Below are 21,987 nucleotides of genomic sequence, written 5' to 3'. Positions count from 1 at the left end.
ATTTCGAGTATTTTCAGCAAGAAAAAGCCGGGGAGGGGCCCGGAAAGGAAAACGCCTGCGCAGTGGGGGCGCAGGCGTTTGTCTTTTCGGGATCGTGGCGGCGCGCGTTACGCGCCGGGGTCGATCATGAAGCAGGTGATCTGCTTGGCCTGAAGCCGGCGGCAGGCGAGGTCCGCGCTTTCGCGGGTCATTCCCATGAAGTTGGCGTCGAACCCGGTGGAGCGCTTGACCACCTTGCGCAGCGAGCCGTCGAGGGTCTCCATCTCGTTCAGGGCGGTTTTCAGCAGGACCTTCTGGGCCTTGTACTGGCTGGGATAGCGGCCCACGTTGATGCCCCAGTGGCGGCCGCCCGAGGTGGAAATGCGGGTGACCACCTTTTGCACCGGGTCGCCGGCAGGCTGCTGCGCCTTTGGCGTGGTGTCGGCGGACGGATCGACGCTCGCGAGGACCAGGTCCTCGGGGCGGGCCTTGGGGGTCGCCGTGGGCAGGGCGCTGCCCTGGGCGGCGGGCGGCGTGGCCTCTTCGGTGATGGTCTCGGCGGCGGCCAGAAGGGCCTTTTCGATGTCTTGCTTGTTGCCCACGTTCGGAGTGGCCTCGGCCACGATCGCCTCGCCGGGGCGGAGCTGCGGACGCAGGGATTTCTTGACCGCGGCGGCGGAGGCCAGGCGGACGGTCTTGCCGACGCCGCCGGGCACGGAATGGCCGTCGTCGGCCGGGCCGGGGCCGATCTTGCCCATGTAGACGGGCTTGGACGGGCGGTTCACGGCGACGCGGGTGGGGGCCTCGCGAAAGCCCAGATCCAGGAGCTCGGCCACCTTGGCGTTGCGCGAGGCGGTGGAGCGGCCGCCGAAGACGGTGGCGATGATGCGCTCGCCACCGCGCTCGGCGCTGGCGGTCAGGTTGAAGCCGGCGGCGCGGGTGTAGCCGGTCTTGATGCCGTCGGCGCCGCGGTAGTCGTTCAGGAGGCGGCGGTTGGTGTGATAGACCTTCTTGATGCCCGCATCGGCGGTGACCCGCGAGAAGAGGTTGTAGTATTCGGGGTAGTCGTAGAACAGGTGCCGGCCCAGCAGGGTCATGTCGCGGGCGGTCGAGAGGTGGCCTTCTTCGGTCAGGCCGTGGGCGTTCTTGAAGGTGGTGCGGGTCATGCCGAGCGCCTTGGCGGTGCGGTTCATGCGCCGGGCGAAGGCGGCTTCGGAGCCTTCGATCGCCTCGCCGAGCGCCGTGGCGGCGTCGTTGGCCGATTTGACCGCCGCGGCGCGGATGAGATAGCGCAGCTTGATCGTCGAGCCCGACCGCAGGCCGAGTTTCGACGGCGGCTCGGACGCCGCGTGTTTCGAGATGCGCAGGGGCGTGTCGAGCGTGATCTCGCCGTTCTCGACCGCCTCGAAGACCACGTAGAGGGTCATCATCTTTGTCAGGGATGCCGGGTGAAGGCGGGTGTCGGCGTTGCGCGCGTGAAGCACCTCGCCGGATCGTGCGTCCATCACCAGTGCTGCGTAAGGGGCCGCGACCGCGCTCAGCGGTACGATAACCATCATCCAGATAGTGGCCATAGCCACCAGACCCCAGCGGATGGGCTGCCTGCTTCGCGTTCTCATGGAACTGCTCTTTCTCTGCCTCGTTCACCGCCGGTTTTCCGGCTGGCTATTCATTATGGGAAAAAAGGTAGCACAGGGGGACATTTCGATAAAGTGTTTATTTTCAAAGATTTTGAAGTCATCCTTCAAGGAATCGGGGCACATGTTGTGGTGTGTTGTGCCAGGACCGCTAAACCGGCAATTGTGGCAGGATTATGTCGGTCCGACCGACGGGCGGCGGGCCGGGTTCCACGACGTCGGCGGAACTGGCGCATGACCCCGCGCGTTTGCGTGCGAAGAGGAAGGGGACCTCATGTCAAATCGCAGTTTCGCCGTGATCGGCCTTGGGAATTTCGGCAGCACAGTGGCGACCGAGCTGGAACGGTTCGGCAACCACGTGATCGGCGTGGACATCGACGAAACCCGCGTTAGCCGCCACGCGGACAAGCTGGGCGAGGCCATAATTCTGGACGCGCGCGACGACGAAGCCCTTAAGGAAGCGGGCATCGGCGAGGTCGACATGGCGCTGGTGGCGGTGGGCGACAACCTGGAATCGAGCATCCTCGCGGCGGTGAACCTGCGGCAGGTGGGCGCGGGCGCGGTCTGGGCCAAGGCCACCAGCCGGACGCATCACCGTATCCTGTCACGGATCGGCGTGGACCGGGTGATTCACCCCGAGGTCGAGATCGGCCAGCGCATCGCGCAGGTCATGCACAATCCCTTGGTGCGCGACTATGTCGGTCTGGGCAACGGTTTCTTCGTGGTGAACCTGAAGGTGCCGGAAGAACTGGAGGACACCACGCTGTCGAAGCTGAACCACTTGGACAAGTTCGACCTGCGCTGCCTGGGCGTGATGCGGGGAACGAAGTTCCTCGGGCAGGACGGTGACGATTGCACGCTGAAGGCCGGTGACCTGCTGTTGATGCTGGGTGAACGCAACAACCTGCGCGACTTTTCCGCGAGTCTCTGAGCGTGGCGCGAAGATCGTCGATCAAGCTGGGCTCGACACGTCTGAGCCTGTCGCCGCCGGCGGTTCTGGCGGTGATGTATTTCCTGACCGTGGCGCTGGGAGCGCTGCTGTTGTGGCTGCCGGTGTCGCATCACGACAAGGTCGGTCTGGGCGAGGCGATCTTTACCGCGACCTCGGCGGTGACGGTGACGGGCCTGGTGGTGGTCGATACCGGGTCGGATTTCACCCTGTTCGGGCAGATCATCATCGCCTGCCTGATGCAGTTCGGGGGCCTGGGCCTGATGGTGTTCGCGGTGCTGATTCTGACGGCCTTCGGCATTCCCATCGGGATGCCGCACAAGGTGATGCTGCGCGAGGATCTGAACCAGGCGACGATCAGCAACCTGGGCCAGCTGGTGCGGATCATCCTTTACGTGGCGCTGGGCTGCGAGGCGGTGGGCGCGGTGCTGCTGGCCTTTGTCTTCGTGCCGGACCTCGGTTGGGGCCAGGGGCTGTGGTACGCGGTGTTTCACAGCATATCGGCCTTCAACAACGCAGGTTTCGCACTGGAGCCGGACAGCCTGTCGAAGTGGGTGGGCAACCCGGTGGTCAACCTGACGGTCACCACGATGTTCATCCTCGGCGGGCTGGGGTTCATCGTGGTGGGCGACGTCTATCAGCACCGGATGTGGCGTAAGCTGTCGCTGCATTCCAAGCTGATGATCGCGGGGACGCTGTGGCTGATCGTGATCGGGGTGGTCTGTTTCGCCTTGCTGGAATGGAACAACCCCCGCACGCTGGCCGGGCTGGAGAGCACGGGCGACAAGCTGTGGGCCAGCTGGTTCCAAGGGGTGACACCGCGCACGGCGGGGTTCAACACGATCGACACCGCGGCGATGAAGGATTCCACCTCGCTGCTGACGATCATGCTGATGATCGTGGGGGGCGGGTCGACCTCGACCGCGGGCGGGATCAAGGTGACGTCGCTGATCGTGATGTTGCTGGCGACGGTCGCGTTCTTCCAGAGGCGGCCGGCGCTGCATGTCTTCGGGCGGAGCCTGCCGCTGGATCAGGTGCTGAAGGTGATGGCCCTGGCGACGATCAGCGGGCTGTTGATGTTCGCGAGCCTGTTCGTGCTGACGGCGACGCAGAACATCGCGTTCCGGGACCTGGCATTCGAGGTGGCCTCGGCCTTTGGCACGGTGGGGCTGTCGCACGGGGCGACGGGCGAACTGAACTGGCTGGGGCGGGCCGTGATCATCGCGGTGATGTTCCTGGGCCGGGTGGGACCGCTGACGCTGGGGTTCTTCCTGGCGGTGAAGAGCCGGCCACGGGTGCGGTACCCGAGTGACAAGGTGTTCCTGGGCTGAGGCGATGGTGGGTTGGAAACCCACCCTACGGCGGATGATCAGCGCGGTCCCGGCTTTCGCCACGCGTCCCTGTTGCGAATGTCACGCGTGACCGGGTGTCAGAGGAAATAGTCCTCGATTGTCAGGCTCCAGTCATCGCCAGCGTAGAACACGAGGTCGTCGGAGAACGTCTTGAATCTGAGGGTCTCGGTCGAATTCTCGTGGATCTTGTAGACATCGACGCCGACTTCGAAATCGGTGATCGTGTTGTGTCCGGCCTGTCCGGTCCGGAACACGAAGCAATCACTGCCGGCGCCGCCGGTGACGACATCGTTGCCGCGGCCGCCAACAAGCAGGTCATCGCCGTCGCCGCCATCGAGCGTATCGCTTCCGTCGTGGCCGTAGAGGGTGTCATCGCCCTCGCCGCCCATCAGAAGGTCCCTGGCCTGACCGCCGCAGAGCTCGTCGGTTCCGGCGCCGCCCATCAAGGTGTCGCGGCCCTTGTCGCCATAGAGCCGGTCGTTGCCGTCGCCGCCTTCGAGCAGGTCGGAACCGGAGCCGGCCTTGAGCATGTCGTTGCCTGCGCCGCCTTCCAGCGTATCGGACCCCTGTTGGCCGTAGAGCTTGTCGTTGCCCTCTCCGCCCTGCAGGTCATCGTGGTTCTTGCGGCCGCGGAGGATGTCGTTGCTGTCGCCGCCGAATATGAAATCGGCGCGGACGCTGCCTTTCAGCACGTCCGCGTCCACAGTTCCGATGCTGCGGTCCATGGCGGCGAAAACGTCGTTCTGCAAGGCGTCGACATCGGTGTTGCGCAGGATGATGTCGCTGAGGGTCGTGTCCCAGAGCGTCGCGCGCGCCTCGTCGGTGAGCCCGTCGCGGGCCTCGCTCCAGAACGGATCGCCGTCGCGCAGGCGCGAGAACTGGTCGACCACCATGATGTGGAAGGTTTCGCCCAGGAGCCCGGTTTCGAGAGGATCCTCGGCCAGTCCGCCGATCCAGGCGTCGACCAGATCGACGGAGCCGTAGACCGCAGCAAGCTTGGCCGCGAGCGTGGTGTCGGACGTGATGTCCTGAAAGGTCGTGGCCCCGGCAAGGCCGAGAGCCTCGCGCAGGTCGTTGTAGCTGGCGATGCCGAGGTCGCGGCCGCGCTGGATGTTGAGCGCGGCGAGGTCGAACCCGCCCGCACCCGGCGGGCCGAACAGGAAGGAACGCACGTCTTCGACCACTTCGGTGTCGAGCGCCTGGGCCGCCTGGGTGGCCGCACCGCGCAGCACGTTCTCGATCAGGTCCGGCTGATCGAGAAGCGCCGGCTGGAAGAAGGCGTCGCGCAGGGCAAGCGACGGGCCGACCGTGCCGTCCTCGGCCACGCTTTGCAGGTTCGAGGACAAGAGCGTGTGCCCGAGCCGGAACACGGCGGTGGAGAATTCGACCGAGATGCCGGGGTTCACCGTCGGGTCATAGCCGTCATAGGCGGCAATGGCGTCCGGGCCGACGAGGATCGGCAGGAATTCGTTGAAGGTGACGGCCTGAACGAGGGCCTCGACCTGGGCGCGGGCGATGTTGAAGAGCGCCTCGTCGGTCAGCGTCGGGTCGGCTGCGGCCAGTTCATCGACGATGCGGTTATGCTCGCGGGTGAAAGTCGTGTGCATCGAGGACAGCATCACGTTTTCCGCGGCACGCACGTCGCCGGTCATCAGCGAGTCACCGTCCAGCACCAGCCGCTGATTTTCGTCCAGCAGCAGCTTGCCCCCGTCCACGCGCAGCGCGGCGAGGGTGTCGGCGGTTGAGCCGTATATCATGGAGGCGTCGATGAAACTGGTGATCTCGTTCGCGTAGACGCCGTCATGCTGATCGACACGGAAGAACGGGATCTCGGCGGTGCCGGTGTGGAACGGGTCGAAATAGGGGTCGCCCGCGGGGACGTCGATCGGTTCGTACTTGGCCGAGCCGGCCTCGGTCAGCGAAATGTCGTGGTCGATGAACTGGCCCCAGACCCACAGGAAATCCGATGCGCCGGCCGCATTCGCGGTATCGGCGGATTGCGCCGCCACCGCGTTGGAAACCTCGCGGGCGCCGGGCCTGCCCGCGCCGGACATCTCGCCATCCGGGCCAAGGTCATTCGGAGCGATCTGCAACAGGTGCGTGCCCGTCGACCCCCAGTCCGGATTCTCGGTATTCGACCCGGTCCCGTCTGCGGGCCGAGGCAGTATGCTGGAAAATTGTGACACGTGGCTTCCCCTCACCTTGTGTCGCGCTTACGACGCGCAAAACATATTAATGGGCGTTCAGAGCCCTAATTCATCAAAAAATGCGCAGCGGAATACGTGCGACTCATCTATGATAGCTCACAGTATATCACGAAACTGTGAGTAGTGTATTTCATTAACCAAGAAATTTACTGTTTACGGCGCCAGCGGTCGAGAAACCTCGCGCGGGATTTCCGATCCTTTGCCGTCTCAGACCTCCGCGCACCGCACTCAAGTGTAAGACGGGGCAGGCAAAAGCCCGCCCCGACAAAGTTCAGAGAGGCGCCTGGGTGTTTCGCCTGACGCGAAACGGAAAGGCGAAACACGGTCGTTTCGGAGCAACAGGCCTCAGTTCAAGGCTTCGTCCGTGATCTGGTGGGTCCAGGCGGCCTCGCCCGGGTCCTTGGTGATCACCGGATCGGAGCCGCCGGACAGGAGCGAGTCGACCGTGCGCTGGAAATCTTCCGGATCGAGCGCGCCGTTGGAGCCTGCGGTCAGCTTGGCGACTTCGCTCATCATCCGCTTCTGGTGCTCTTCCGTCTGCGCGCCGGTGGCGTCGTTGTCGAGCACGATCATCGCGGCCTCGTCGGGGTTTTCCTCGGCCCATTTCCAGCCTTTCATCGAGGCACGGACGAAGCGGGTCATCTTGTCGACGAATTCGGGGTCTTCGAGGTTATCCTCCAGCACGTACATGCCATCCTCGAGCGTGGCGACGCCCTGGTCCTCGTACTTGAACACCACGAGATCGTCGGGCGTGAGGCCGGCGTCGATGACCTGCCAGTATTCATTATAGGTCATGGTCGAGACGCAGGCGGCCTGGTTCTGCAGCAGGGGATCGACGTTGAAGCCCTGTTTCAGGACCGTGACGCCATCCTCGCCGCCCTCGGTCGGGATTTCCAGCTGGCTCATCCACGACAGGAACGGGTATTCGTTGCCGAAGAACCAGACGCCGAGGGTCTTGCCCTTGAAGTCTTCGGGGCCTTCGATGCCGGTGTCCTTGCGGCAGGTCAGCATCATGCCGGAGCTTTTGAAGGGCTGGGCGATGTTGACCAGCGGCAGGCCTTTCTCGCGGCTGGCCAGCGCCGAGGGCATCCAGTCGATGATCACGTCCGCGCCGCCGCCGGCGATGACCTGGGCGGGGGCGATGTCCGGCCCGCCGGGTTTGATGGTGACGTTCAGGTCTTCTTCTTCGTAGAAGCCCTGGTCCTGCGCGACGTAATAGCCCGCGAATTGCGACTGCGTCACCCATTTGAGTTGCAGCGTGACGTCGTCGGCGGCCTGGGCCATGCCCCCCCAGAGGGTGGCGGCGGCGAGGCCGAGCGTCGTGGTGAGATGTTTCATTGTCTTCTCCCTGTTGTGGTTTGCTTTGGTTATGTCCGGCCCCGTTGGGACGGGTGCCAGAAGGTGACGGTGCGTTCGATCAAGGCGACCGCGCCGTAAAATCCCGAGCCGGCGAGGGCGGCGACGACGATCTCGGCCCAGACCAGATCCATCGCGAGGCGGCCCACGGAGGTGGAAATGCGAAAGCCCATGCCCTGGATCGGCGAGCCGAAGAATTCGGCCACGATGGCACCGATGAGGGCGAGCGTCGTGCCGATCTTGAGCCCGTTGAAGACAAAGGGCATGGCGGCGGGCAGGCGAAGTTTCAGAAGCGTGGTCCAGTAGCCGGCGGCGTAGGTGCGCATCAGGTCGCGCTGCATGGCATCGGCCTCGGAGAGGCCCTGCACGGTGTTCACCAGCATGGGGAAGAACACCATGACGACGACGACGGCGGCCTTGGATTGCCAGTCGAAGCCGAACCACATCACGAGGATGGGGGCGAGGCCGATGATCGGCAGGGCGGCGGCGAAGTTGCCCACGGGCAAGAGGCCGCGCTTGAGGAAATCGGAGCGGTCGACGGCGATGGCCGTCAGGAACGCGGCGCCGCAGCCGAGGACGTAGCCGGTCAGCGCGCCCTTGATGGCGGTCTGGAGGAAGTCGCCCCAGAGGATGTTGAGGGAGTTCGCGAACGTCACGGCGATGACGCTGGGGGCGGGCAGGAGGGCAAGCTTGATGCCCAAGCCCCAGACGAGGCATTCCCAGACGGCGATGAGCGTTGCCCCGAAGACGGTGGGCGCGGCCAGCTGCGCGGCGGTGTTCTGCGGGTGGCGGGCGAGGCGGGTATTAATCCACCAGCCCACGGCCCAGATCAGCGCCCCTGCGATCAGCCAGCTCATGTCGCCATCCCCATGCGCCTGAGCGTGATGCGCTGGATGAGGCCGATGAGGCCAACGAGTATGGCGGCCAGCGTGGCGGCCATGATCAGTGCGCTCCAGATCTGGATGGTCTGGCCATAATAGCTGCCGGCCAGAAGCCGCGCGCCGAGGCCCGCGACGGCGCCGGTGGGCAATTCGCCCACGATGGCGCCCACCAGGCTCGCGGCCATGGCAATTTTCAGCGAGGTGAAGAAATAGGGCATGGAGGACGGCAGGCGCAGTTTCCAGAAGGTCTGCGCGCGGCTGGCGTTCCAGGTGCGCATCTGGTCGAGTTGCATCTGGCTGGGGCTGCGCAGGCCCTTCACCATGCCGACGACGACCGGGAAGAAGCTGAGATACATCGAGATCATCGCCTTTGGCAGCAGTCCGGAGATGCCGACCGCGTTCAGCACCACGATAATCATGGGGGCGATGGCGAGGATCGGGATGGTCTGGGAGGCGATGACCCAGGGCATGACGCTCATGTCCATGGTGCGGTTGTAGACGATGCCGATGGCCAGAAGCGTGCCGAGGGCGGTGCCGAGGAGGAAGCCAAGAGCGGTGGAGCTGAAGGTGATCCAGCTGTGGTAAATGAGCGAGCGCTTGGAGAAAGGCCGCCCGCTGGCGATCATCGCGCCGGTGGTGTTCCACATCTCGGCGGCCACCTGATGGGGCGCGGGCAGCTTGGGCTTTTCCTGGCTCCACGTGTCGGCGACGAGGTCCGGGAAGCTGAGTGTGACTTCGGCGCGGGCGGCCTTGTCATAGGCCCAGGGGGCGTTGAGCGCGACCGCGCCCGCGTACCAGAGGGCGATGATGGTCGCGACGACGGTGAGGACGGGGATGATTTTGCGCATCAGGGCGCCTCCCGCCCCGGCCACCGAGCCGGGGCCTCTGAGCTGGCGGCGAGCAGGAGGCCCCGGATCAAGTCCGGGGCAGGCTCCCGGATCAGGTCCGGGACGGGGGGTGGTAGCTCACTCCTCATAGCTGTGCCCCGCGCGAAGCCCGTCGCGGACGCGGTGGGCGATTTCGAGGAATTCGGGCGTGTCGCGGATGTCGAGGGGGCGCTCGCGCGGCAGGGTGCTTTCGATCACGTCGGCGATGCGGCCGGGGCGGGGGGACATGACGACGATCTTGGTCGAGAGGTACACCGCCTCGGGGATCGAGTGGGTGACGAAGCAGATCGTCTTGTTCGTCCGGTCCCAGAGCTGCAGGAGCTGTTCGTTGAGGTGATCGCGTACGATCTCGTCGAGCGCGCCGAAGGGTTCGTCCATCAAGAGGATATCCGCATCGAAGGCCAGCGCGCGGGCGATGGAGGCGCGTTGCTGCATCCCGCCGGACAGCTGCCAGGGGAATTTCTTTTCAAACCCGGCGAGGTCGACGAGCTCCAGCACCCGGGCGATGCGGCTTTGCTGGTCGGCCCTGGAATAGCCCATGATTTCCAGCGGCAGGCGGATATTGCCGCCGATGGTACGCCACGGGTAGAGGCCGGCGGCCTGGAAGACATAGCCATAGGCGCGGCGCTGACGGGCCTCGGCGGGGGTCATGCCGTTGACCGAGATGCTGCCGCCGGTGGGGTGTTCGAGGTCGGCCATGCAGCGCAGGAAGGTGGTCTTGCCACAGCCCGAGGGGCCGATGAAGGAGACGAAATCGCCTTTCTCGACGTCCAGCGTCACGTCCTTGAGCGCGTGGACCGGGCCGTCATTGGTCTGGAAGGTCAGTGACAGGTCGCGGGCCGCGATCACGGGCTCGGGCGTCGAGGTGGCTTGGGCGTCTTGCATTACGGTGTCGTGTCTCCGGGACGGATGGAAGGAACAATCCCACGCCGCAACGCAGTGTCAAGGCGGGTCCCGGCGTCAGATGCCTGCGGGGCAGGCACATGATGAATTTGCGGGCAATGGCGCGGGCGGATGGCGGCGTGGTTCATTCGCAGGGCGCCAGGTCTTCGACCGAGCCGTCGGGCAGTGTCAGCGTGACGCCGGTGCCATCGGCGCTGCGCGCGATGCCGAGGACCTGTTTGCGGCTGTCAGCGTCGCCGGGGCAGGTGGCCATGAGCGTGCCGGTCTGCACCGCGGTGATCTGGCAGATCGCGCCGTGCAGGTTCAGGTGGCCCGCGACGATGGCGACCTCGTTTTCCTCTGTGGCCTCCTCGCCGAGGATGCGGGCGCAGCCGTCGGGATTGCCGAGCGGGGCGGCCAGCTGGGCCGCGGCCGGGCTGGCCAGCAGGAGGAGCGCGAGGGCGAGGCGCATGGGGTTGGATGCCCGCCGGGATGGTGATGGCGCGTGGGGCACGGTCGGGAGGATCTGGTGGCTGCCGGCATCGGTCGGGAAGGGACGCGCGCGGCTTCTGGCATGGATCACAGGGTGCTGAGACGATTGCATCTCAGCGGCCCTGCAGTTTCGGCAACGTCGTTTCCTGCCGCACCATACACGATACGCCCGTCGGATGTGGTGGAAATTGACAATTCCCGGATAGGTTGATAAAATAACATGTATTTTCTGATGGTATTTTTGTTTCCATTTGGGTTGCCAGCTTCGTTTCACGCCAAACAAGGGGATTACCATGAAGTATGTATTTCAATTTCTGATCGCCGTCTGCCTGATGCTTTCCACAGTCTCGCCCGTGCCGGCGCAAACCGCCAGCACCAACGACGCCACTACGCCGACACAGACGGCTCCGGCGAATTGTCCGACGCCGGGGAAGACTGTCTTTGACAACCGGCATGTCGAGGAAAACATCCAAAGGGCGATCTTCGGGTACGTCAACCAAGCGGTTTCAGCGGGCTGTTTTCCCTGCTGCTTTTGCTGCGGCGAGGGCGACTGCTGCGATGAATGCAAGGATAACAACAACCTTACCATCCGCCCCCCGTCCAACGAGTGACGCGGTCGCGTTTACCAGTTTCCTGCCAGCAGAGAGGCCGGGCCATCAAATCCCCGCCGGAATATTCAGCGGGTCGCGCTCGATCATCTTGGGCGCGGTCAGCGCCTTCCATTTCGAGAGCGCCTCGTGCGCCGAGGGGAAGGCCGGGCGGGGGACAAAGCGGCCGCGGCCCGGCTGGGGCTGGGAGTTCTGGCCCCAGGCCCAGATGACCTCGCCGCGCGAGATGGTGTAGCGGGAGTTGGCGGTGACCTCGAAGCCCTCGAACACGTTGTAGTCGAGGATCGAGTGGTGGTTGGAGGCCGAGATCGTCTTGGTGATCTTGGGGTCCCAGACCACGATGTCGGCATCCGCGCCTTCGACGATCGCGCCCTTCTTGGGGTAGATGTTGAGGATCTTGGCGACGTTGGTGGAGGTGACGGCGACGAATTCGTTGGGCGTGAGGCGCCCGGTTTCGACGCCGCGGGTCCAGAGCACCGGCATCCGTTCCTCCAGCCCGTTGGAGCCGTTGGGGATCTTTGTGAAATCGTCCACGCCCATGCGTTTCTGCTCGGTCGAGAAGGCGGCGTGGTCGGTGGCGACGACCTGAAGCGAGCCGGCCTGGAGGCCCGCCCAGAGACTGTCCTGGTGTTCCTTGTTGCGGAAGGGGGGCGACATGACACGGCGGGCGGCATGGTCCCAGTCCTTGTTGAAATACTCGCCCTCGTCGAGGGTCAGGAACTGCGCCAGCGGCTCGCCGTAGACGCGCATGCCCTTCTGGCGGGCGCGGCGGATGGCCTCGTGCGCCTGTTCGCAGGAGACGTGCACGATATAGAGCGGCACGCCGGCGGCATCGGCGATGGTGATGGCGCGGTTGGCGGCTTCGCCCTCGAACTCGGGCGGGCGGGAATAGGCGTGGCCCTCGGGGCCGGTGATGCCCTTTGACAGCATTTCCTGCTGCATGTCGGCCACCAGATCGCCGTTCTCGGCATGGACCATGGGCAGCGCGCCCAGCTCGCGGCAGCGCTTGAAGGAGGCGAACATCTCGTCATCCTCGATCATCAAGGCGCCCTTGTAGGCCATGAAGTGCTTGAAGGAGTTGACGCCCATGTCGACGGCGTCCTTCATCTCGTTGAAGATGGTCTCGTTCCAGCCCGTCACGGCCATGTGGTAGCCGATGTCGGAACAGATCTGGGGGGCGGATTTGCGGTGCCATTCCTCGATGGCGTTCTTGATGGAGCCGTCGGCACCGGGCAGGCAGAAATCGACCAGCATCGTGGTGCCGCCACAGGCCGCGGCCCAGGTGCCGGTCTCGAAGGTTTCGGCGGCGGTGGTGCCCATGAAGGGCATTTCCAGATGCGTGTGCGGGTCGATGCCGCCGGGGATGACGTAGGCGCCTTCCGCGTCGATGGTCTCGTCGCCCTTGAGGTCCTCGCCGATCTGCTTGATCTTTTCGTCCTCGATCAGGACATCGGCCTTCCACGTGCGGTCTGCGGTGCAGACGGTGCCGTTCTTGATGACTTTGGTGGTCATTTTGTGTCTCCCTCTCGTTACCCGTCCCGGCCTTGAGCCGGGACCTCTGCCGGGCTCAGGAGGGGATCTGGGCGGTGATGTCGTGCCAGTTTTGATTGGCGCTTGTGATCAGCGCGATCTTCCAATCTCGTTTCCAGCGTTTGAGGCTGCGTTCGCGGCGGAGTGAGGTCTCGAAATCGTCTTGTTCTTCGAACCAGACGAGGCGGTCTATCTTGTATCTCGACGTGTGTTTTGAAAACCCGGCCCGGTGTGCCGCAACCCGAGTGCGCAGGTCGCAAGTGCAGCCGGTGTAGAGCGCGCCGCCCGGACGGGAGGCCAAGATGTACACGAAGTGCGCCATGCACCAGGAGTGACGCGATATGGTTTCCAAAGCGTGAATCCCGCCCCGGACCTGATCCGGGGCCTCTTGTCCTGAGGTCAAGGTCCCGGGTCAAGCCCGGGACGGGGTGGGCATTCGGCGATGTCACTCCACAATCTCCGCAGTCTCGACCACCGCGTGCATCAGCACGTCCGTGCCCGCCGTGGCCCAGTCCTTGGAGATCTCCTCGGCCTCGTTGTGGGATAGCCCGTCGACGCAGGGGCACATGACCATCGCTGTCGGGGCCACGTCGTTGATCCAGCAAGCGTCGTGGCCGGCGCCCGAGACGATGTCCATGTGGGAATAGCCCAGGCGTTCGGCGGCGTTGCGGATGGCGTTGACGCAGGTCTCATCGAAAGCGGGCGGGTTGAACTGGCCGACGATCTCGGAGGAAAAGCCGACCTCGATTTCCTCGCAGAGTTTCGGGGCCTTTTCCAGAAGCTCGGCCACCATGCCTTCGAGCTTTTCCAGGTCGGGCGAGCGGAAGTCGATGGTGAAGACGGCCTTGCCGGGGATGATGTTGCGGCTGTTGGGATAGACGTTGATCTGGCCGATTGCGCCCACTGCATTGGGCTGGTTCTTCATGGCGATCTCGTGCACCAGTTCGGTGATCCGGGCGAGGCCGCGGCCGGCGTTCTTGCGCATGTGCATGGGGGTGGAGCCGGTGTGGCTTTCCTTGCCGGTGACGGTGCATTCGATCCAGCGCAGGCCCTGGCCGTGGGTGACGACGCCGATATCCTTGCCTTCGGCCTCCAATATCGGGCCCTGTTCGATATGCAGCTCGAAGAAGGCGTGCATCTTGCGATCCCCCACCGGCTCGTCGCCTTTCCAGCCGATGCGGTCGAGCTCGTCGCCGAATTTCTTGCCGTCAGCATCGACGCGATCATAGGCCCATTGCTGGTCATGCACACCGGCGAAGACGCCCGAGGCGAGCATGGCCGGGGCGTAGCGCGTGCCTTCCTCGTTGGTCCAGTTGGTGACGACGATGGGGTGTTTCGTCTTGATGCCGAGGTCGTTGAGGGTGCGGATGATTTCCAGCCCGCCCAGAACGCCCAGGACGCCGTCATACTTGCCGCCCGTGGGCTGGGTGTCGAGGTGGGAGCCGACGTAAACGGGGAGCGCGTCGGGGTCGGTGCCCTCGCGCCGGGCGAACATGTTGCCCATCGTGTCGAGGCCCATGGTCATGCCCGCCGCCTCGCACCACGACTGGAAGAGCGCGCGGCCCTCGGCATCCTCGTCCGTGAGGGTCTGGCGGTTGTTGCCGCCCGCGACGCCGGGGCCGATCTTGGCCATGTCCATCAGGCTGTCCCAGAGCCGGTCGCCGTTGATCTTGAGATTTTGGCCCGGTGCGGTCATCGCTGTCCCCCTGTCTGTCGTATCATAGCACGGGAGGACGCGAGTTTGGCTGCCATCCCGGTTGCCACTTTTTTACCAAATGGTAAAACCACGATTGCGAAGCGGGGCGGGCATGTCAAGCATTGCACCTGTTGCTGGCCAATTCGGGCCGGGCGGTGCTAGATCTTCGGGCAGGGAACAGTGAGAGGCGCGATGGAAGACGGGAGGACGCCCGAGGGCGGGGCCAAGCCGAGCCGGATACAGTTGCGCAACCGCAAGCGTATCCTGGACGCGGCGCTGGACGTGTTTTCGATGCACGGGTTCCGGGGTGCGACGCTGGACCAGATCGCCGAGGCGTCGGGGCTGTCGAAGCCCAACATCCTGTATTATTTCGCCGGCAAGGAAGAGATCCATGTCACGCTGCTGAACGGGTTGATGGACACGTGGCTGGACCCGATGCGCGCCATCGACCCCGCCGGCGAGCCGCTGGAGGAGATCCTGCGCTATGTGCATCGCAAGCTGGAGATGAGCCGGGCGTTGCCGCGCGAGAGCCGGCTGTTTGCCAACGAGATCCTGCAAGGCGCGCCGATGATCGGGCCGGGACTGGTGTCGGACCTCAAGCCGCTGGTGGACGAGACCGCGGCGCTGATCGAGTCCTGGGCCGCGGCGGGTCGGCTGAAGCCGGTGGACGGGCGCCACCTGATCTTTTCGATCTGGGCCACGACGCAGCACTACGCGGATTTCGACGCGCAGGTGCAGGCGCTGGTGGATGGCCGGGACGTCCACGGCGAGGCGTCCGTGTTTCTGGATGCGCTCTATCGCCGGATGCTGGCGGTGTAGCGCCCGCACGGGGCGATACGACTAAAATGCTGTCTAGATTGCCGTCGCGGGAGACCACCGCGCCATGGTATGTTGATCTTTGGGTGCGGGTGCCGGATCTAGCGATCCCCCGTGTTTGGAGTGGACACATGAACATCACAGGACCAGCCCCTGTGACCGTCCTGCCCTCGGTGCCGGCCGGCGCCGGGCAGAACCTTCAGAAACTCGCCGTCAAGAGCGCCTCGGGGTCGGCGGAAAGCAGTGCGAGCGGCAACAATTCCGACAACGCCACGGGCGGCGACGGGCCGCGCGCGGAGGCAAGCCTGCGGCCCGGGCGGAATGCGATGTCGCGATTGCCGGCCAGGGCGTCAGGCGAAAGCGTGCTCGACGCGCGGATCAAGAGCCAGGAGACGCCGCGCGATCAACTGGTCGCGGCACAGTATGAACTGGTCGGGCGGCAGCAGGACCTGTTGCGGGCCAGCACGCGGCTGGAGCAGTCGCGCGCGGCGCGCGACATTACCGACCTGCGCGAGATGATCGCGGTGCTGAAGATCGAGATGGGGGGCGAGGACGTGTCGAACGGGGCAGAACCTTCTGCCGTCAAAGCCGGGGATTGATGCGTTTTCCGACACACCCGAATTGCGGCTGACCCGTGAGTTGCCGCGCACCATTCGATCGGTGCGTGTATTTCGCCTTTGGCGGATGCCGCTGGTCACAGGCGAAACGCTTCGGGTGGCCCGGGGAGGGCGTGGGGCGCTGCGGTGCTTGCGGGCGAAGAAGCCTTAACCTGATTTTTACCAGGATGGCGGCAGGGTCGTGGCATGACGCAGATCATTCGTCCCGTTCCCGCCGCGCCCTGGGTGGCGCAACTTTTCTCGAGCCAGTCCGCGCGCAAGGGCGCTGTCGTGCGCCGGTCGCGCCGGTGGGTGGAGCGAGAGGTCGGTCGCGAGGCGTTCGAGCGCGAAGTGCGCAGGCGGGGCTATCACCTGATCGAAACCGGCGACCAGATGATCGTCGTGTGCCATGCGGGGCCTATTCGGATTGTGTTTTGATGTCGTGGAGGCCAGCCGCAGAAAATTCGTACGAATATTCTGCGGGTCTAGATTCTTCGTACGAAGAATCCGGGGCGGTTATTCCGCGGCGCAGGTTCCCGGGTTGTTGGGGTGGGTGGTCCAGTTGGCGTAGTCGTTCTGCACCGTCTTGCCGGTCCGGGGATCGGTCGTGCCTGGGGCCAGCTCTTCCATCGTGATGCAGTTCTCGACCGGGCAGACATTGACGCAGAGATTGCAGGCCACGCATTCTTCGTCGATCACCTCGAACGTGCGGTCCGGGGACATCGAGATGGCCTGGTGCGAGGTGTCCTCGCACGCGGCATAGCAGCGGCCGCACTTGATGCAGAGGTCCTGATCGATCCGGGCCTTGGTGACGTAGTTGAGGTTGAGGTGCTGCCAGTCCGAAAGGTTCGGAACGGCGCGGCCGACAAGCTGGTCCGTCGAGGTGAAGCCCTTCTCGTCCATGAACTGCGACAGGCCGGAGATCATTTCCTGCACGACCTTGAAGCCGTAGGTCATGGCCGCCGTACAGACCTGGACGTTGCCCGCCCCCAGCGACATGAATTCCGCCGCGTCGCGCCAGGTGGTGATGCCGCCGATCCCCGAGATGGGCAGTCCGGCGAGCGAGGGGGTGCGGGCGATCTCGGCCACCATATTGAGCGCGATGGGTTTCACCGCCGGACCGCAATAGCCGCCATGGGCGCCCTTGCCGTCGATGGTGGGCTCGGGCGCGAAGCTGTCGAGGTTGACGGAGGTGATCGAGTTGATCGTGTTGATCAGCGACACCGCGTCGGCGCCGCCATCCTTGGCCGCCTGCGCGGGTTTGCGGACGTCGGTGATGTTTGGCGTCAGCTTGACGATGACGGGCAGGTTTGAGTGTTTCTTGCACCATTCGGTGACCTGGCCCACGTATTCCGGCACCTGGCCCACGGCGGAGCCCATGCCGCGTTCGGACATGCCGTGGGGGCAGCCGAAGTTCAGTTCCACCCCGTCGCAGCCGGTTTCCAGCACGCGGTCGAGGATGGACTTCCAGCTGTCCTCGTTCACGGGCACCATCAGGGACGCGATAAGGGCGCGGTCGGGGTAGTCCTTTTTCACCCGCGTCATCTCGTCGAGGTTGGTTTGGAGGGGGCGGTCGGTGATCAGTTCGATGTTGTTCAGCCCCAGCAGGCGGCGGTCGGCGCCCCAGATCGCGCCATAGCGCGGTCCGTTGACGTTGACGACGGGCGGGCCTTCCTCGCCCAGTGTTTTCCAGACCACGCCGCCCCAGCCGGCCTCGAAGGCGCGGCGGACGTTGTATTCCTTGTCCGTGGGCGGGGCGGAGGCCAGCCAGAAGGGGTTGGGCGAGGTGATGCCGATGAAGTTGGTGGTCAGGTCAGCCATGGCTCGCTCCTTCAGGCGCTCAGTGTCGCGTGGATGTCTTCGGCGGCGTCGCGGCCTTCGGCCACGGCCGTCACGGTCAGGTCGTCGCCGCCCGCGGCGCAGTCGCCCCCCGCCCAGACGCCGGCGACCGAGGTGCGGCCCGGACCGGTGACGGCGATCTTGCGGCCGTCGAGATCGGGCAGGGCGTCGCCGGCGAGCGCCTGGCCGATGGCCTTGAACACCTGGTCGGCGGGGATGCGGACGGTTTCGCCCGTGGGGGTGAGGGCGTCGTCGGTGTATTCGAACTCGATCTCGCGGACCGTGCCGTTGCCGTGAAGGGCGCGGGGCGTGGCGTTGGTGATGATACGCACGCCCTTGGACGCGGCGAGGTCCTGCTCGAAGACGCTGGCATTCATGCGGTCGCGGCCCCGGCGGTAGACCAGCGTGACGTTGAGCGCGCCCAGCAGTTTAGCCTGCACAGCGGCGTCGATGGCGGTCATGCCGCCGCCGATCACGACCACGTCGCGGCCCACCTGAAGCGCGCGCAGGTCGCTGGCCTGGCGCAGGTCGGAGATGAAATCGACCGCGTCGAGCACGCCGGTCTTGTCTTCGCCGTCGAGTCCGAGGGCGTTGACGCCGCCCAGGCCGACGCCGAGGAAGACCGCGTCGAAGCGCTCGCGCAGGGTTTTGAGGGAAAGATCGGGGCCGAGGGCCTTGCCGTTTTCCAGGGTGATGCCGCCGATCTGCATCAGCCAGTCGACCTCGCGTTCGGCGAAGCCGTCGACCGTCTTGTAGGCGGCGATGCCGTATTCGTTGAGGCCACCGGGCTTGGGCCGGGCATCATAGAGCGTGACGGTATGGCCGTGCATCGCCAGACGATGGGCGCAGGCCAGACCGGCCGGTCCCGCGCCCACCACGGCGACCGACTTGCCCGTCTCGGGCGCGCGGGCGAAGGGATGCGTGCCCGCGGCCTGAAGGGTGTCGGTGGCGTAGCGTTGAAGTTGTCCGATGAGAACCGGCTTGCCTTCGGCGGTTTCGCGCACGCAGGCCTGTTCGCAGAGCGTTTCGGTCGGGCAGACGCGGGCGCACATGCCGCCGAGGATGTTCTGGGTGAGGATCGTCCTGGCGGCGGCCTCGGGCGTGCCGGTGGCGATCTGGCGGATGAAGAGCGGGATGTCGATATCGGTGGGACAGGCCGTGATGCAGGGCGCGTCGTGGCAGAAATAGCAGCGGTCGGCGGCCACCAGCGCCTCGTGCGGATCGAGCGGCGGATGCAGGTCGGAGAAGTTCCGGGCGAGGTCGTCCTCTGACAGGCGGCCGGAGGTGATGCCGGGGGTCAGGGCGGAATGGCTCATGGAGGGCTCCAGTGGCTGTACGCTTTGGAGAAAGTATTGCATAGTTCAAAATTTTATCAATTGGTAAAATTTAGGCGGTTTGTGAACACGGTTGGAGGGACGCTCGCCAAGCCGCGACAGGCCCTGATGTGCTGGGCGCCCGGCGCAGCGGTGGGTGAACCTGCGCGGTGCGCAGAACCACCCACCCTACGATGTTGGGGAAGGAGTCAGCGGCGGTTCTCGTGTTCCAGGCGCTGGCGGGCGATGTGTTCGTGGGCCTCGGCCTTGCGCTGGTCGGTCAGCGCCCGTTCGACGAAATCGAGATGTGTCTCGACCGCCGCGCGGGCCGCTTTGGGGTCGCGGGCAAGGATCGCGTCGCGGATCGCACGGTGCTGGTCCAGCAGGCTGGAACGCCTGGTGGACTGGTTGAAAATGACCTTGCGGTTGTAGAACACGCCGTCCTGCATGAGCTGGAACATCGAGCGCATCATGTGGAGCATCACCACGTTGTGGCTGGCCTCCAATATGGCCATGTGGAACTCGGCATCGAGCCGCGCCTCGCGTTCGGGATTGGCGCGGCCCTTGGCCTGCTCCATGCGGGCGAAGGTGGCGGCGATGACCTCAAGGTCGGTGTCGGAGGCCAGCCGGGCGGCGCGTTCGGCGGCGAGGCCTTCCATGTCGCGGCGGAAGGCGATGACGTCGAAGACGGCCTCGTCATCGCTGGCGAAAAGCTCGATCAGAGCGGGAGAGAAGGCGCTGCCCAGAACGTCGGCCACGAAGATGCCGGCGCCGGCGCGTGTGGTCAGCAGGCCTTTCTGCTGAAGCTCGGCCACGGCCTCGCGCAGGGACGGACGGGAGACGCCGAAGCGGTCGGCAAGTTCGCGTTCCGAGGGCAGGCGTTCGCCGGGGCGCAGGATGCCGCGCAGGATCAGCTTCTCGATCTGGCGGGTGACCGCGAGCGAGAGTTTTTCGGGCGTGACTTTCTGGAACGGCATGGGGCGCCTCGGGATTGAATTGGTCAAATCATATGACCAGAGGCGATACGGGGCAAGCGTGCCGCAAGGGGTGGGAGATCCGCGGATCATGTCCGAGGATGACGCGGCACCTTAACCAGCGGTGTAGTTGCCGGACTGGTCGGGCAGGAACGCCTCGACCGCCGCGGTGGCGATGACGATGGTGTCGCCGGTGTCGGGGTTCACCACGTTGTGCCCGCCGAACGTGGCGGTGACGGTGGCGTTTCCGCGCGGTAGGCAGGCGGCGAGCGCATCCGTGTCGATTTTGTCGGGGTCCTGCACGCCGATGGTGACCTGCACGCGCATCTGCGACGGGTCGAGCGCGGTTGTGGAATACATCGGGATAGCGGAGCGGCGGATCGCGCTTTCGATCGCTCGGGCGGCGGCCTTTTGGTAGTCCATGCCGTACTGGTCGTTGCCCATGCCCATTTCGATGATGAAGCGGTGATCCGTTGCCTTGTTGGTCATTTCGCGGACTCCAGGTTCAGGCTGACATTGATGGCGGCGTTGACGATCACGGTCGGCTCGCCGTCGGGACGTGGCACGTCGAGGCCGCCCTTGTGCGCGGTGACGGTGACCTGGCCGTAGGGGAAGACCTCCGCCAGCACCGTGGTGTCGACGGCGTCGGGGTCCTGCGCGGCGATTTCCACGTCGATGATCATCGCCTCCTTGGGCTGGCCGAAGAGCTCCGCGAGGTTGATGGAGTTGCGCCAGAGCGCGTCCTGAAGCGCGCGGCGGGCGGCGGCGGTGTAATCGCGGTGACGAAGGGACGAGCCGATGCCGAATTCGGTGAGAAGGCGCGTTTTGGGCATGTGGAGGCTCCCGTGTGTGGCGTTGGGATTTGAGTATTTTTGGAAAGGCGAAATTGCAAGGCGTCAGTGGATCGGCGGACACGCTGCGGGAAAGGCGCAGGGCGGTGCACCGTCGTGCCGCCTGCGATATTGACCTTGGGCCTTGCGCGTTTCACGCTGCCGCGACGGAACGCGGCGCGAGGCAACAGCCATGACGGGGAAGAGGCCCGGCATTTCCCTATGGGACCATTCGGCCGAAGAGCCGGAGAGCGGCACGCCGATGCGGGGCGACGTGGTGACGGACGTGGCCATCGCGGGCGGCGGCTATACCGGTCTGGCGACCGCGCTTTAGTGCGCAACAACTGTGGAAGAGCCTCCAGGCCCAGCGGTTGCGCAAACGCAAACCGCCGCCCGGCAAGGGGCGGCGGCAATAACGCGAGACGTGTCCCGGCTTAGTTCCAGAAGCCTTCGTCGACGCCTTCCATGGACTCGATCTCTTCTTCGTTGAAGCGGGTCACGAAGGTGTAGCTCTTGTCGTCGACGGGGACGAGCTTGGCGTCCTTCACCGACAGCATGACGTGCTTGTCACCGATGTCGAGGAAACCGCCGACTTCGACGACGATGCCGGTCAGCTTGCCGTCCTGCGACATCACGAGGTCTTCGATCTCGCCGATCTGGTTCCATTCCGAGTTGACTTCGTCATACTCGGCCATGTCCCAGCCTTCGCCTTCGTCATTGGCTTCGTTGGTGGTGTAGACCGCGCCGCCGGTGATGTCGCGGCTGCGGATCAGTTCACCTTGCATCTGGCTCATTTCTTCGCTGGACTTGTCCCAGTCCATGCCGCTGTCGTTCATGGCGGACTTGTCGGTGTCCATGTTGGATTCGCTGTCGCTCATTGCAGCGTCGGAACCGTCTTCGGTTTCCATGCCGCTGCTGGCGTCGGCGCTGCTGTCCGAGCTGTTCATCTCGGTGCTGGACTCGACCTGCGTGTTGCCGGTGTCGGTGTCCATTTCCTCGTTCGTGTCGCTTTGCGCGAACGCGGTGGTTGCGGCCAGGGCCATTGCGATGGCTGTGCTACCGATCAGTTTCATGATGTTACTCCTTCGTCATGTGGTATCTGCACACTCAACGCGGGGGACCCCCTGACACGTTCCTGTGAAGGCGTGAAAAAGAATGCGCCT

At 64.9% G+C, this 21,987-nt stretch carries 23 protein-coding genes; 7 read left to right on the top strand and 16 right to left on the bottom strand.

The features are described from left to right. Positions 1 to 107: 107 nt before the first annotated feature. The gene (locus ACQY4V_RS14780; protein ID WP_428512922.1) at positions 108 to 1,598 is read right to left on the bottom strand and encodes a serine hydrolase; all 1,491 of its coding nucleotides are present in this window, start codon (positions 1,596 to 1,598) and stop codon (positions 108 to 110) included. A gap of 292 nt (positions 1,599 to 1,890) precedes the next feature. On the opposite strand from ACQY4V_RS14780, the gene ACQY4V_RS14775 reads away from it, so the two are divergent. Both ACQY4V_RS14775 and ACQY4V_RS14770 read left to right on the top strand, forming a co-directional pair. Continuing rightward, complete coding sequence (locus ACQY4V_RS14775) at positions 1,891 to 2,547, top strand: potassium channel family protein (protein WP_428512920.1); 657 nt, start codon at positions 1,891 to 1,893, stop codon at positions 2,545 to 2,547. A gap of 2 nt (positions 2,548 to 2,549) precedes the next feature. After that, positions 2,550 to 3,896, top strand: coding sequence for a TrkH family potassium uptake protein (locus ACQY4V_RS14770; protein ID WP_428512918.1), 1,347 nt, complete (start codon positions 2,550 to 2,552; stop codon positions 3,894 to 3,896). Positions 3,897 to 3,994: 98 nt separating this feature from the next. Here the strand turns inward: ACQY4V_RS14770 and ACQY4V_RS14765 are convergent, their stop codons facing one another. The 6 genes from ACQY4V_RS14765 to ACQY4V_RS14740 all read right to left on the bottom strand — a co-directional run bounded on the left by ACQY4V_RS14765 (position 3,995) and on the right by ACQY4V_RS14740 (position 10,602). Then, positions 3,995 to 6,103, bottom strand: coding sequence for a peroxidase family protein (locus ACQY4V_RS14765; RefSeq protein ID WP_428512916.1), 2,109 nt, complete (start codon positions 6,101 to 6,103; stop codon positions 3,995 to 3,997). Positions 6,104 to 6,469: 366 nt separating this feature from the next. Continuing rightward, positions 6,470 to 7,462 (bottom strand): ABC transporter substrate-binding protein, encoded by a 993-nt coding sequence (locus tag ACQY4V_RS14760; RefSeq protein WP_428512914.1) that lies wholly within the window; start codon positions 7,460 to 7,462, stop codon positions 6,470 to 6,472. Positions 7,463 to 7,491: 29 nt separating this feature from the next. Next, positions 7,492 to 8,337, bottom strand: coding sequence for an ABC transporter permease (locus ACQY4V_RS14755; protein ID WP_428512912.1), 846 nt, complete (start codon positions 8,335 to 8,337; stop codon positions 7,492 to 7,494). Beyond that, positions 8,334 to 9,209 carry an ABC transporter permease gene (locus tag ACQY4V_RS14750; protein WP_428512910.1) on the bottom strand — a complete coding sequence of 292 codons (876 nt, stop codon included), beginning with the start codon at positions 9,207 to 9,209 and terminating at the stop codon, positions 8,334 to 8,336. The genes ACQY4V_RS14755 and ACQY4V_RS14750 overlap by 4 nt, the downstream gene beginning before the upstream one ends. Before the next feature lie 117 nt (positions 9,210 to 9,326). After that, positions 9,327 to 10,133: an ABC transporter ATP-binding protein gene (locus ACQY4V_RS14745; RefSeq protein WP_428512908.1), complete on the bottom strand. Its 807-nt coding sequence runs from the start codon at positions 10,131 to 10,133 to the stop codon at positions 9,327 to 9,329. Between the two features lie 142 nt (positions 10,134 to 10,275). Further along, the gene (locus tag ACQY4V_RS14740; RefSeq protein WP_428512906.1) at positions 10,276 to 10,602 is read right to left on the bottom strand and encodes a hypothetical protein; all 327 of its coding nucleotides are present in this window, start codon (positions 10,600 to 10,602) and stop codon (positions 10,276 to 10,278) included. 313 nt (positions 10,603 to 10,915) lie between these two features. Here ACQY4V_RS14740 and ACQY4V_RS14735 point away from each other — a divergent pair, with 313 nt between their 5' ends. Beyond that, positions 10,916 to 11,233: a hypothetical protein gene (locus ACQY4V_RS14735; protein ID WP_428512904.1), complete on the top strand. Its 318-nt coding sequence runs from the start codon at positions 10,916 to 10,918 to the stop codon at positions 11,231 to 11,233. 45 nt (positions 11,234 to 11,278) lie between these two features. Here ACQY4V_RS14735 and hydA read toward each other — a convergent pair whose 3' ends face one another. From hydA to ACQY4V_RS14720, 3 genes are all read right to left on the bottom strand, one after another. Then, a complete protein-coding gene (gene hydA / locus ACQY4V_RS14730; RefSeq protein WP_428512902.1) occupies positions 11,279 to 12,742 on the bottom strand; it encodes a dihydropyrimidinase in 1,464 nt (487 codons plus the stop codon). A gap of 55 nt (positions 12,743 to 12,797) precedes the next feature. Further along, positions 12,798 to 13,082 (bottom strand): GIY-YIG nuclease family protein, encoded by a 285-nt coding sequence (locus tag ACQY4V_RS14725; RefSeq protein WP_428512900.1) that lies wholly within the window; start codon positions 13,080 to 13,082, stop codon positions 12,798 to 12,800. A 123-nt stretch (positions 13,083 to 13,205) separates the two neighbouring features. Further along, positions 13,206 to 14,456 (bottom strand): Zn-dependent hydrolase, encoded by a 1,251-nt coding sequence (locus tag ACQY4V_RS14720; protein ID WP_428512898.1) that lies wholly within the window; start codon positions 14,454 to 14,456, stop codon positions 13,206 to 13,208. A gap of 192 nt (positions 14,457 to 14,648) precedes the next feature. Between ACQY4V_RS14720 and ACQY4V_RS14715 the strand changes: the two genes are divergently transcribed. The 3 genes from ACQY4V_RS14715 (at position 14,649) to ACQY4V_RS14705 (ending at position 16,306) form a co-directional block, all read left to right on the top strand. Next, positions 14,649 to 15,275, top strand: a complete 627-nt coding sequence (locus tag ACQY4V_RS14715; RefSeq protein ID WP_428512896.1) for a TetR family transcriptional regulator C-terminal domain-containing protein — start codon at positions 14,649 to 14,651, stop codon at positions 15,273 to 15,275. Positions 15,276 to 15,403: 128 nt separating this feature from the next. Continuing rightward, complete coding sequence (locus ACQY4V_RS14710; protein WP_428512894.1) at positions 15,404 to 15,871, top strand: hypothetical protein; 468 nt, start codon at positions 15,404 to 15,406, stop codon at positions 15,869 to 15,871. Positions 15,872 to 16,075: 204 nt separating this feature from the next. Then, positions 16,076 to 16,306, top strand: a complete 231-nt coding sequence (locus ACQY4V_RS14705; protein ID WP_222452297.1) for an N-(5'-phosphoribosyl)anthranilate isomerase — start codon at positions 16,076 to 16,078, stop codon at positions 16,304 to 16,306. Positions 16,307 to 16,384: 78 nt separating this feature from the next. On the opposite strand, the gene preA is transcribed toward ACQY4V_RS14705, so the two are convergent. From preA to ACQY4V_RS14680, 5 genes are all read right to left on the bottom strand, one after another. Continuing rightward, positions 16,385 to 17,689 carry an NAD-dependent dihydropyrimidine dehydrogenase subunit PreA gene (preA, locus tag ACQY4V_RS14700; protein ID WP_428512892.1) on the bottom strand — a complete coding sequence of 435 codons (1,305 nt, stop codon included), beginning with the start codon at positions 17,687 to 17,689 and terminating at the stop codon, positions 16,385 to 16,387. An 11-nt stretch (positions 17,690 to 17,700) separates the two neighbouring features. After that, positions 17,701 to 19,023: an NAD(P)-dependent oxidoreductase gene (locus tag ACQY4V_RS14695; protein ID WP_428512890.1), complete on the bottom strand. Its 1,323-nt coding sequence runs from the start codon at positions 19,021 to 19,023 to the stop codon at positions 17,701 to 17,703. A 206-nt stretch (positions 19,024 to 19,229) separates the two neighbouring features. Next, complete coding sequence (locus ACQY4V_RS14690) at positions 19,230 to 19,997, bottom strand: FCD domain-containing protein (RefSeq protein WP_152493843.1); 768 nt, start codon at positions 19,995 to 19,997, stop codon at positions 19,230 to 19,232. A gap of 111 nt (positions 19,998 to 20,108) precedes the next feature. Beyond that, positions 20,109 to 20,483 carry a Lin0512 family protein gene (locus ACQY4V_RS14685; RefSeq protein ID WP_428512888.1) on the bottom strand — a complete coding sequence of 125 codons (375 nt, stop codon included), beginning with the start codon at positions 20,481 to 20,483 and terminating at the stop codon, positions 20,109 to 20,111. Then, entirely contained in the window at positions 20,480 to 20,827 is a 348-nt protein-coding gene (locus ACQY4V_RS14680) for a Lin0512 family protein (protein ID WP_428512886.1), read from the bottom strand. Before ACQY4V_RS14680 ends, ACQY4V_RS14685 begins: the two co-directional genes overlap by 4 nt. 190 nt (positions 20,828 to 21,017) lie before the next feature. Here ACQY4V_RS14680 and ACQY4V_RS14675 point away from each other — a divergent pair, with 190 nt between their 5' ends. Then, entirely contained in the window at positions 21,018 to 21,158 is a 141-nt protein-coding gene (locus tag ACQY4V_RS14675) for a hypothetical protein (protein WP_428512884.1), read from the top strand. Between the two features lie 100 nt (positions 21,159 to 21,258). Here ACQY4V_RS14675 and ACQY4V_RS14670 read toward each other — a convergent pair whose 3' ends face one another. Then, positions 21,259 to 21,897 carry a PRC-barrel domain-containing protein gene (locus ACQY4V_RS14670; protein WP_428512882.1) on the bottom strand — a complete coding sequence of 213 codons (639 nt, stop codon included), beginning with the start codon at positions 21,895 to 21,897 and terminating at the stop codon, positions 21,259 to 21,261. Between the last annotated feature and the right edge of the window lie 90 nt (positions 21,898 to 21,987).

The organism is Roseovarius sp., from assembly GCF_965277045.1.
Classification (GTDB): domain Bacteria; phylum Pseudomonadota; class Alphaproteobacteria; order Rhodobacterales; family Rhodobacteraceae; genus Roseovarius.
This window is presented reverse-complemented; position numbering and strand designations above follow the sequence as displayed.

Coding starts and splice junctions, on each gene's coding strand:
- ACQY4V_RS14705 (WP_222452297.1), top strand. CDS start 16,076: ATGACGCAGATCATTCGTCCCGTTCCCGCCGCGCCCTGGGTGGCGCAA.
- preA (WP_428512892.1), bottom strand. CDS start 17,689: ATGGCTGACCTGACCACCAACTTCATCGGCATCACCTCGCCCAACCCC.
- ACQY4V_RS14685 (WP_428512888.1), bottom strand. CDS start 20,483: ATGACCAACAAGGCAACGGATCACCGCTTCATCATCGAAATGGGCATG.
- ACQY4V_RS14675 (WP_428512884.1), top strand. CDS start 21,018: ATGACGGGGAAGAGGCCCGGCATTTCCCTATGGGACCATTCGGCCGAA.
- ACQY4V_RS14755 (WP_428512912.1), bottom strand. CDS start 8,337: ATGAGCTGGCTGATCGCAGGGGCGCTGATCTGGGCCGTGGGCTGGTGG.
- ACQY4V_RS14780 (WP_428512922.1), bottom strand. CDS start 1,598: ATGAGAACGCGAAGCAGGCAGCCCATCCGCTGGGGTCTGGTGGCTATG.
- ACQY4V_RS14775 (WP_428512920.1), top strand. CDS start 1,891: ATGTCAAATCGCAGTTTCGCCGTGATCGGCCTTGGGAATTTCGGCAGC.
- ACQY4V_RS14725 (WP_428512900.1), bottom strand. CDS start 13,082: ATGGCGCACTTCGTGTACATCTTGGCCTCCCGTCCGGGCGGCGCGCTC.
- ACQY4V_RS14680 (WP_428512886.1), bottom strand. CDS start 20,827: ATGCCCAAAACGCGCCTTCTCACCGAATTCGGCATCGGCTCGTCCCTT.
- ACQY4V_RS14740 (WP_428512906.1), bottom strand. CDS start 10,602: ATGCGCCTCGCCCTCGCGCTCCTCCTGCTGGCCAGCCCGGCCGCGGCC.
- ACQY4V_RS14750 (WP_428512910.1), bottom strand. CDS start 9,209: ATGCGCAAAATCATCCCCGTCCTCACCGTCGTCGCGACCATCATCGCC.
- ACQY4V_RS14670 (WP_428512882.1), bottom strand. CDS start 21,897: ATGAAACTGATCGGTAGCACAGCCATCGCAATGGCCCTGGCCGCAACC.
- ACQY4V_RS14720 (WP_428512898.1), bottom strand. CDS start 14,456: ATGACCGCACCGGGCCAAAATCTCAAGATCAACGGCGACCGGCTCTGG.
- ACQY4V_RS14690 (WP_152493843.1), bottom strand. CDS start 19,997: ATGCCGTTCCAGAAAGTCACGCCCGAAAAACTCTCGCTCGCGGTCACC.
- ACQY4V_RS14745 (WP_428512908.1), bottom strand. CDS start 10,133: ATGCAAGACGCCCAAGCCACCTCGACGCCCGAGCCCGTGATCGCGGCC.
- ACQY4V_RS14735 (WP_428512904.1), top strand. CDS start 10,916: ATGAAGTATGTATTTCAATTTCTGATCGCCGTCTGCCTGATGCTTTCC.
- ACQY4V_RS14715 (WP_428512896.1), top strand. CDS start 14,649: ATGGAAGACGGGAGGACGCCCGAGGGCGGGGCCAAGCCGAGCCGGATA.
- ACQY4V_RS14760 (WP_428512914.1), bottom strand. CDS start 7,462: ATGAAACATCTCACCACGACGCTCGGCCTCGCCGCCGCCACCCTCTGG.
- ACQY4V_RS14695 (WP_428512890.1), bottom strand. CDS start 19,023: ATGAGCCATTCCGCCCTGACCCCCGGCATCACCTCCGGCCGCCTGTCA.
- ACQY4V_RS14710 (WP_428512894.1), top strand. CDS start 15,404: ATGAACATCACAGGACCAGCCCCTGTGACCGTCCTGCCCTCGGTGCCG.
- hydA (WP_428512902.1), bottom strand. CDS start 12,742: ATGACCACCAAAGTCATCAAGAACGGCACCGTCTGCACCGCAGACCGC.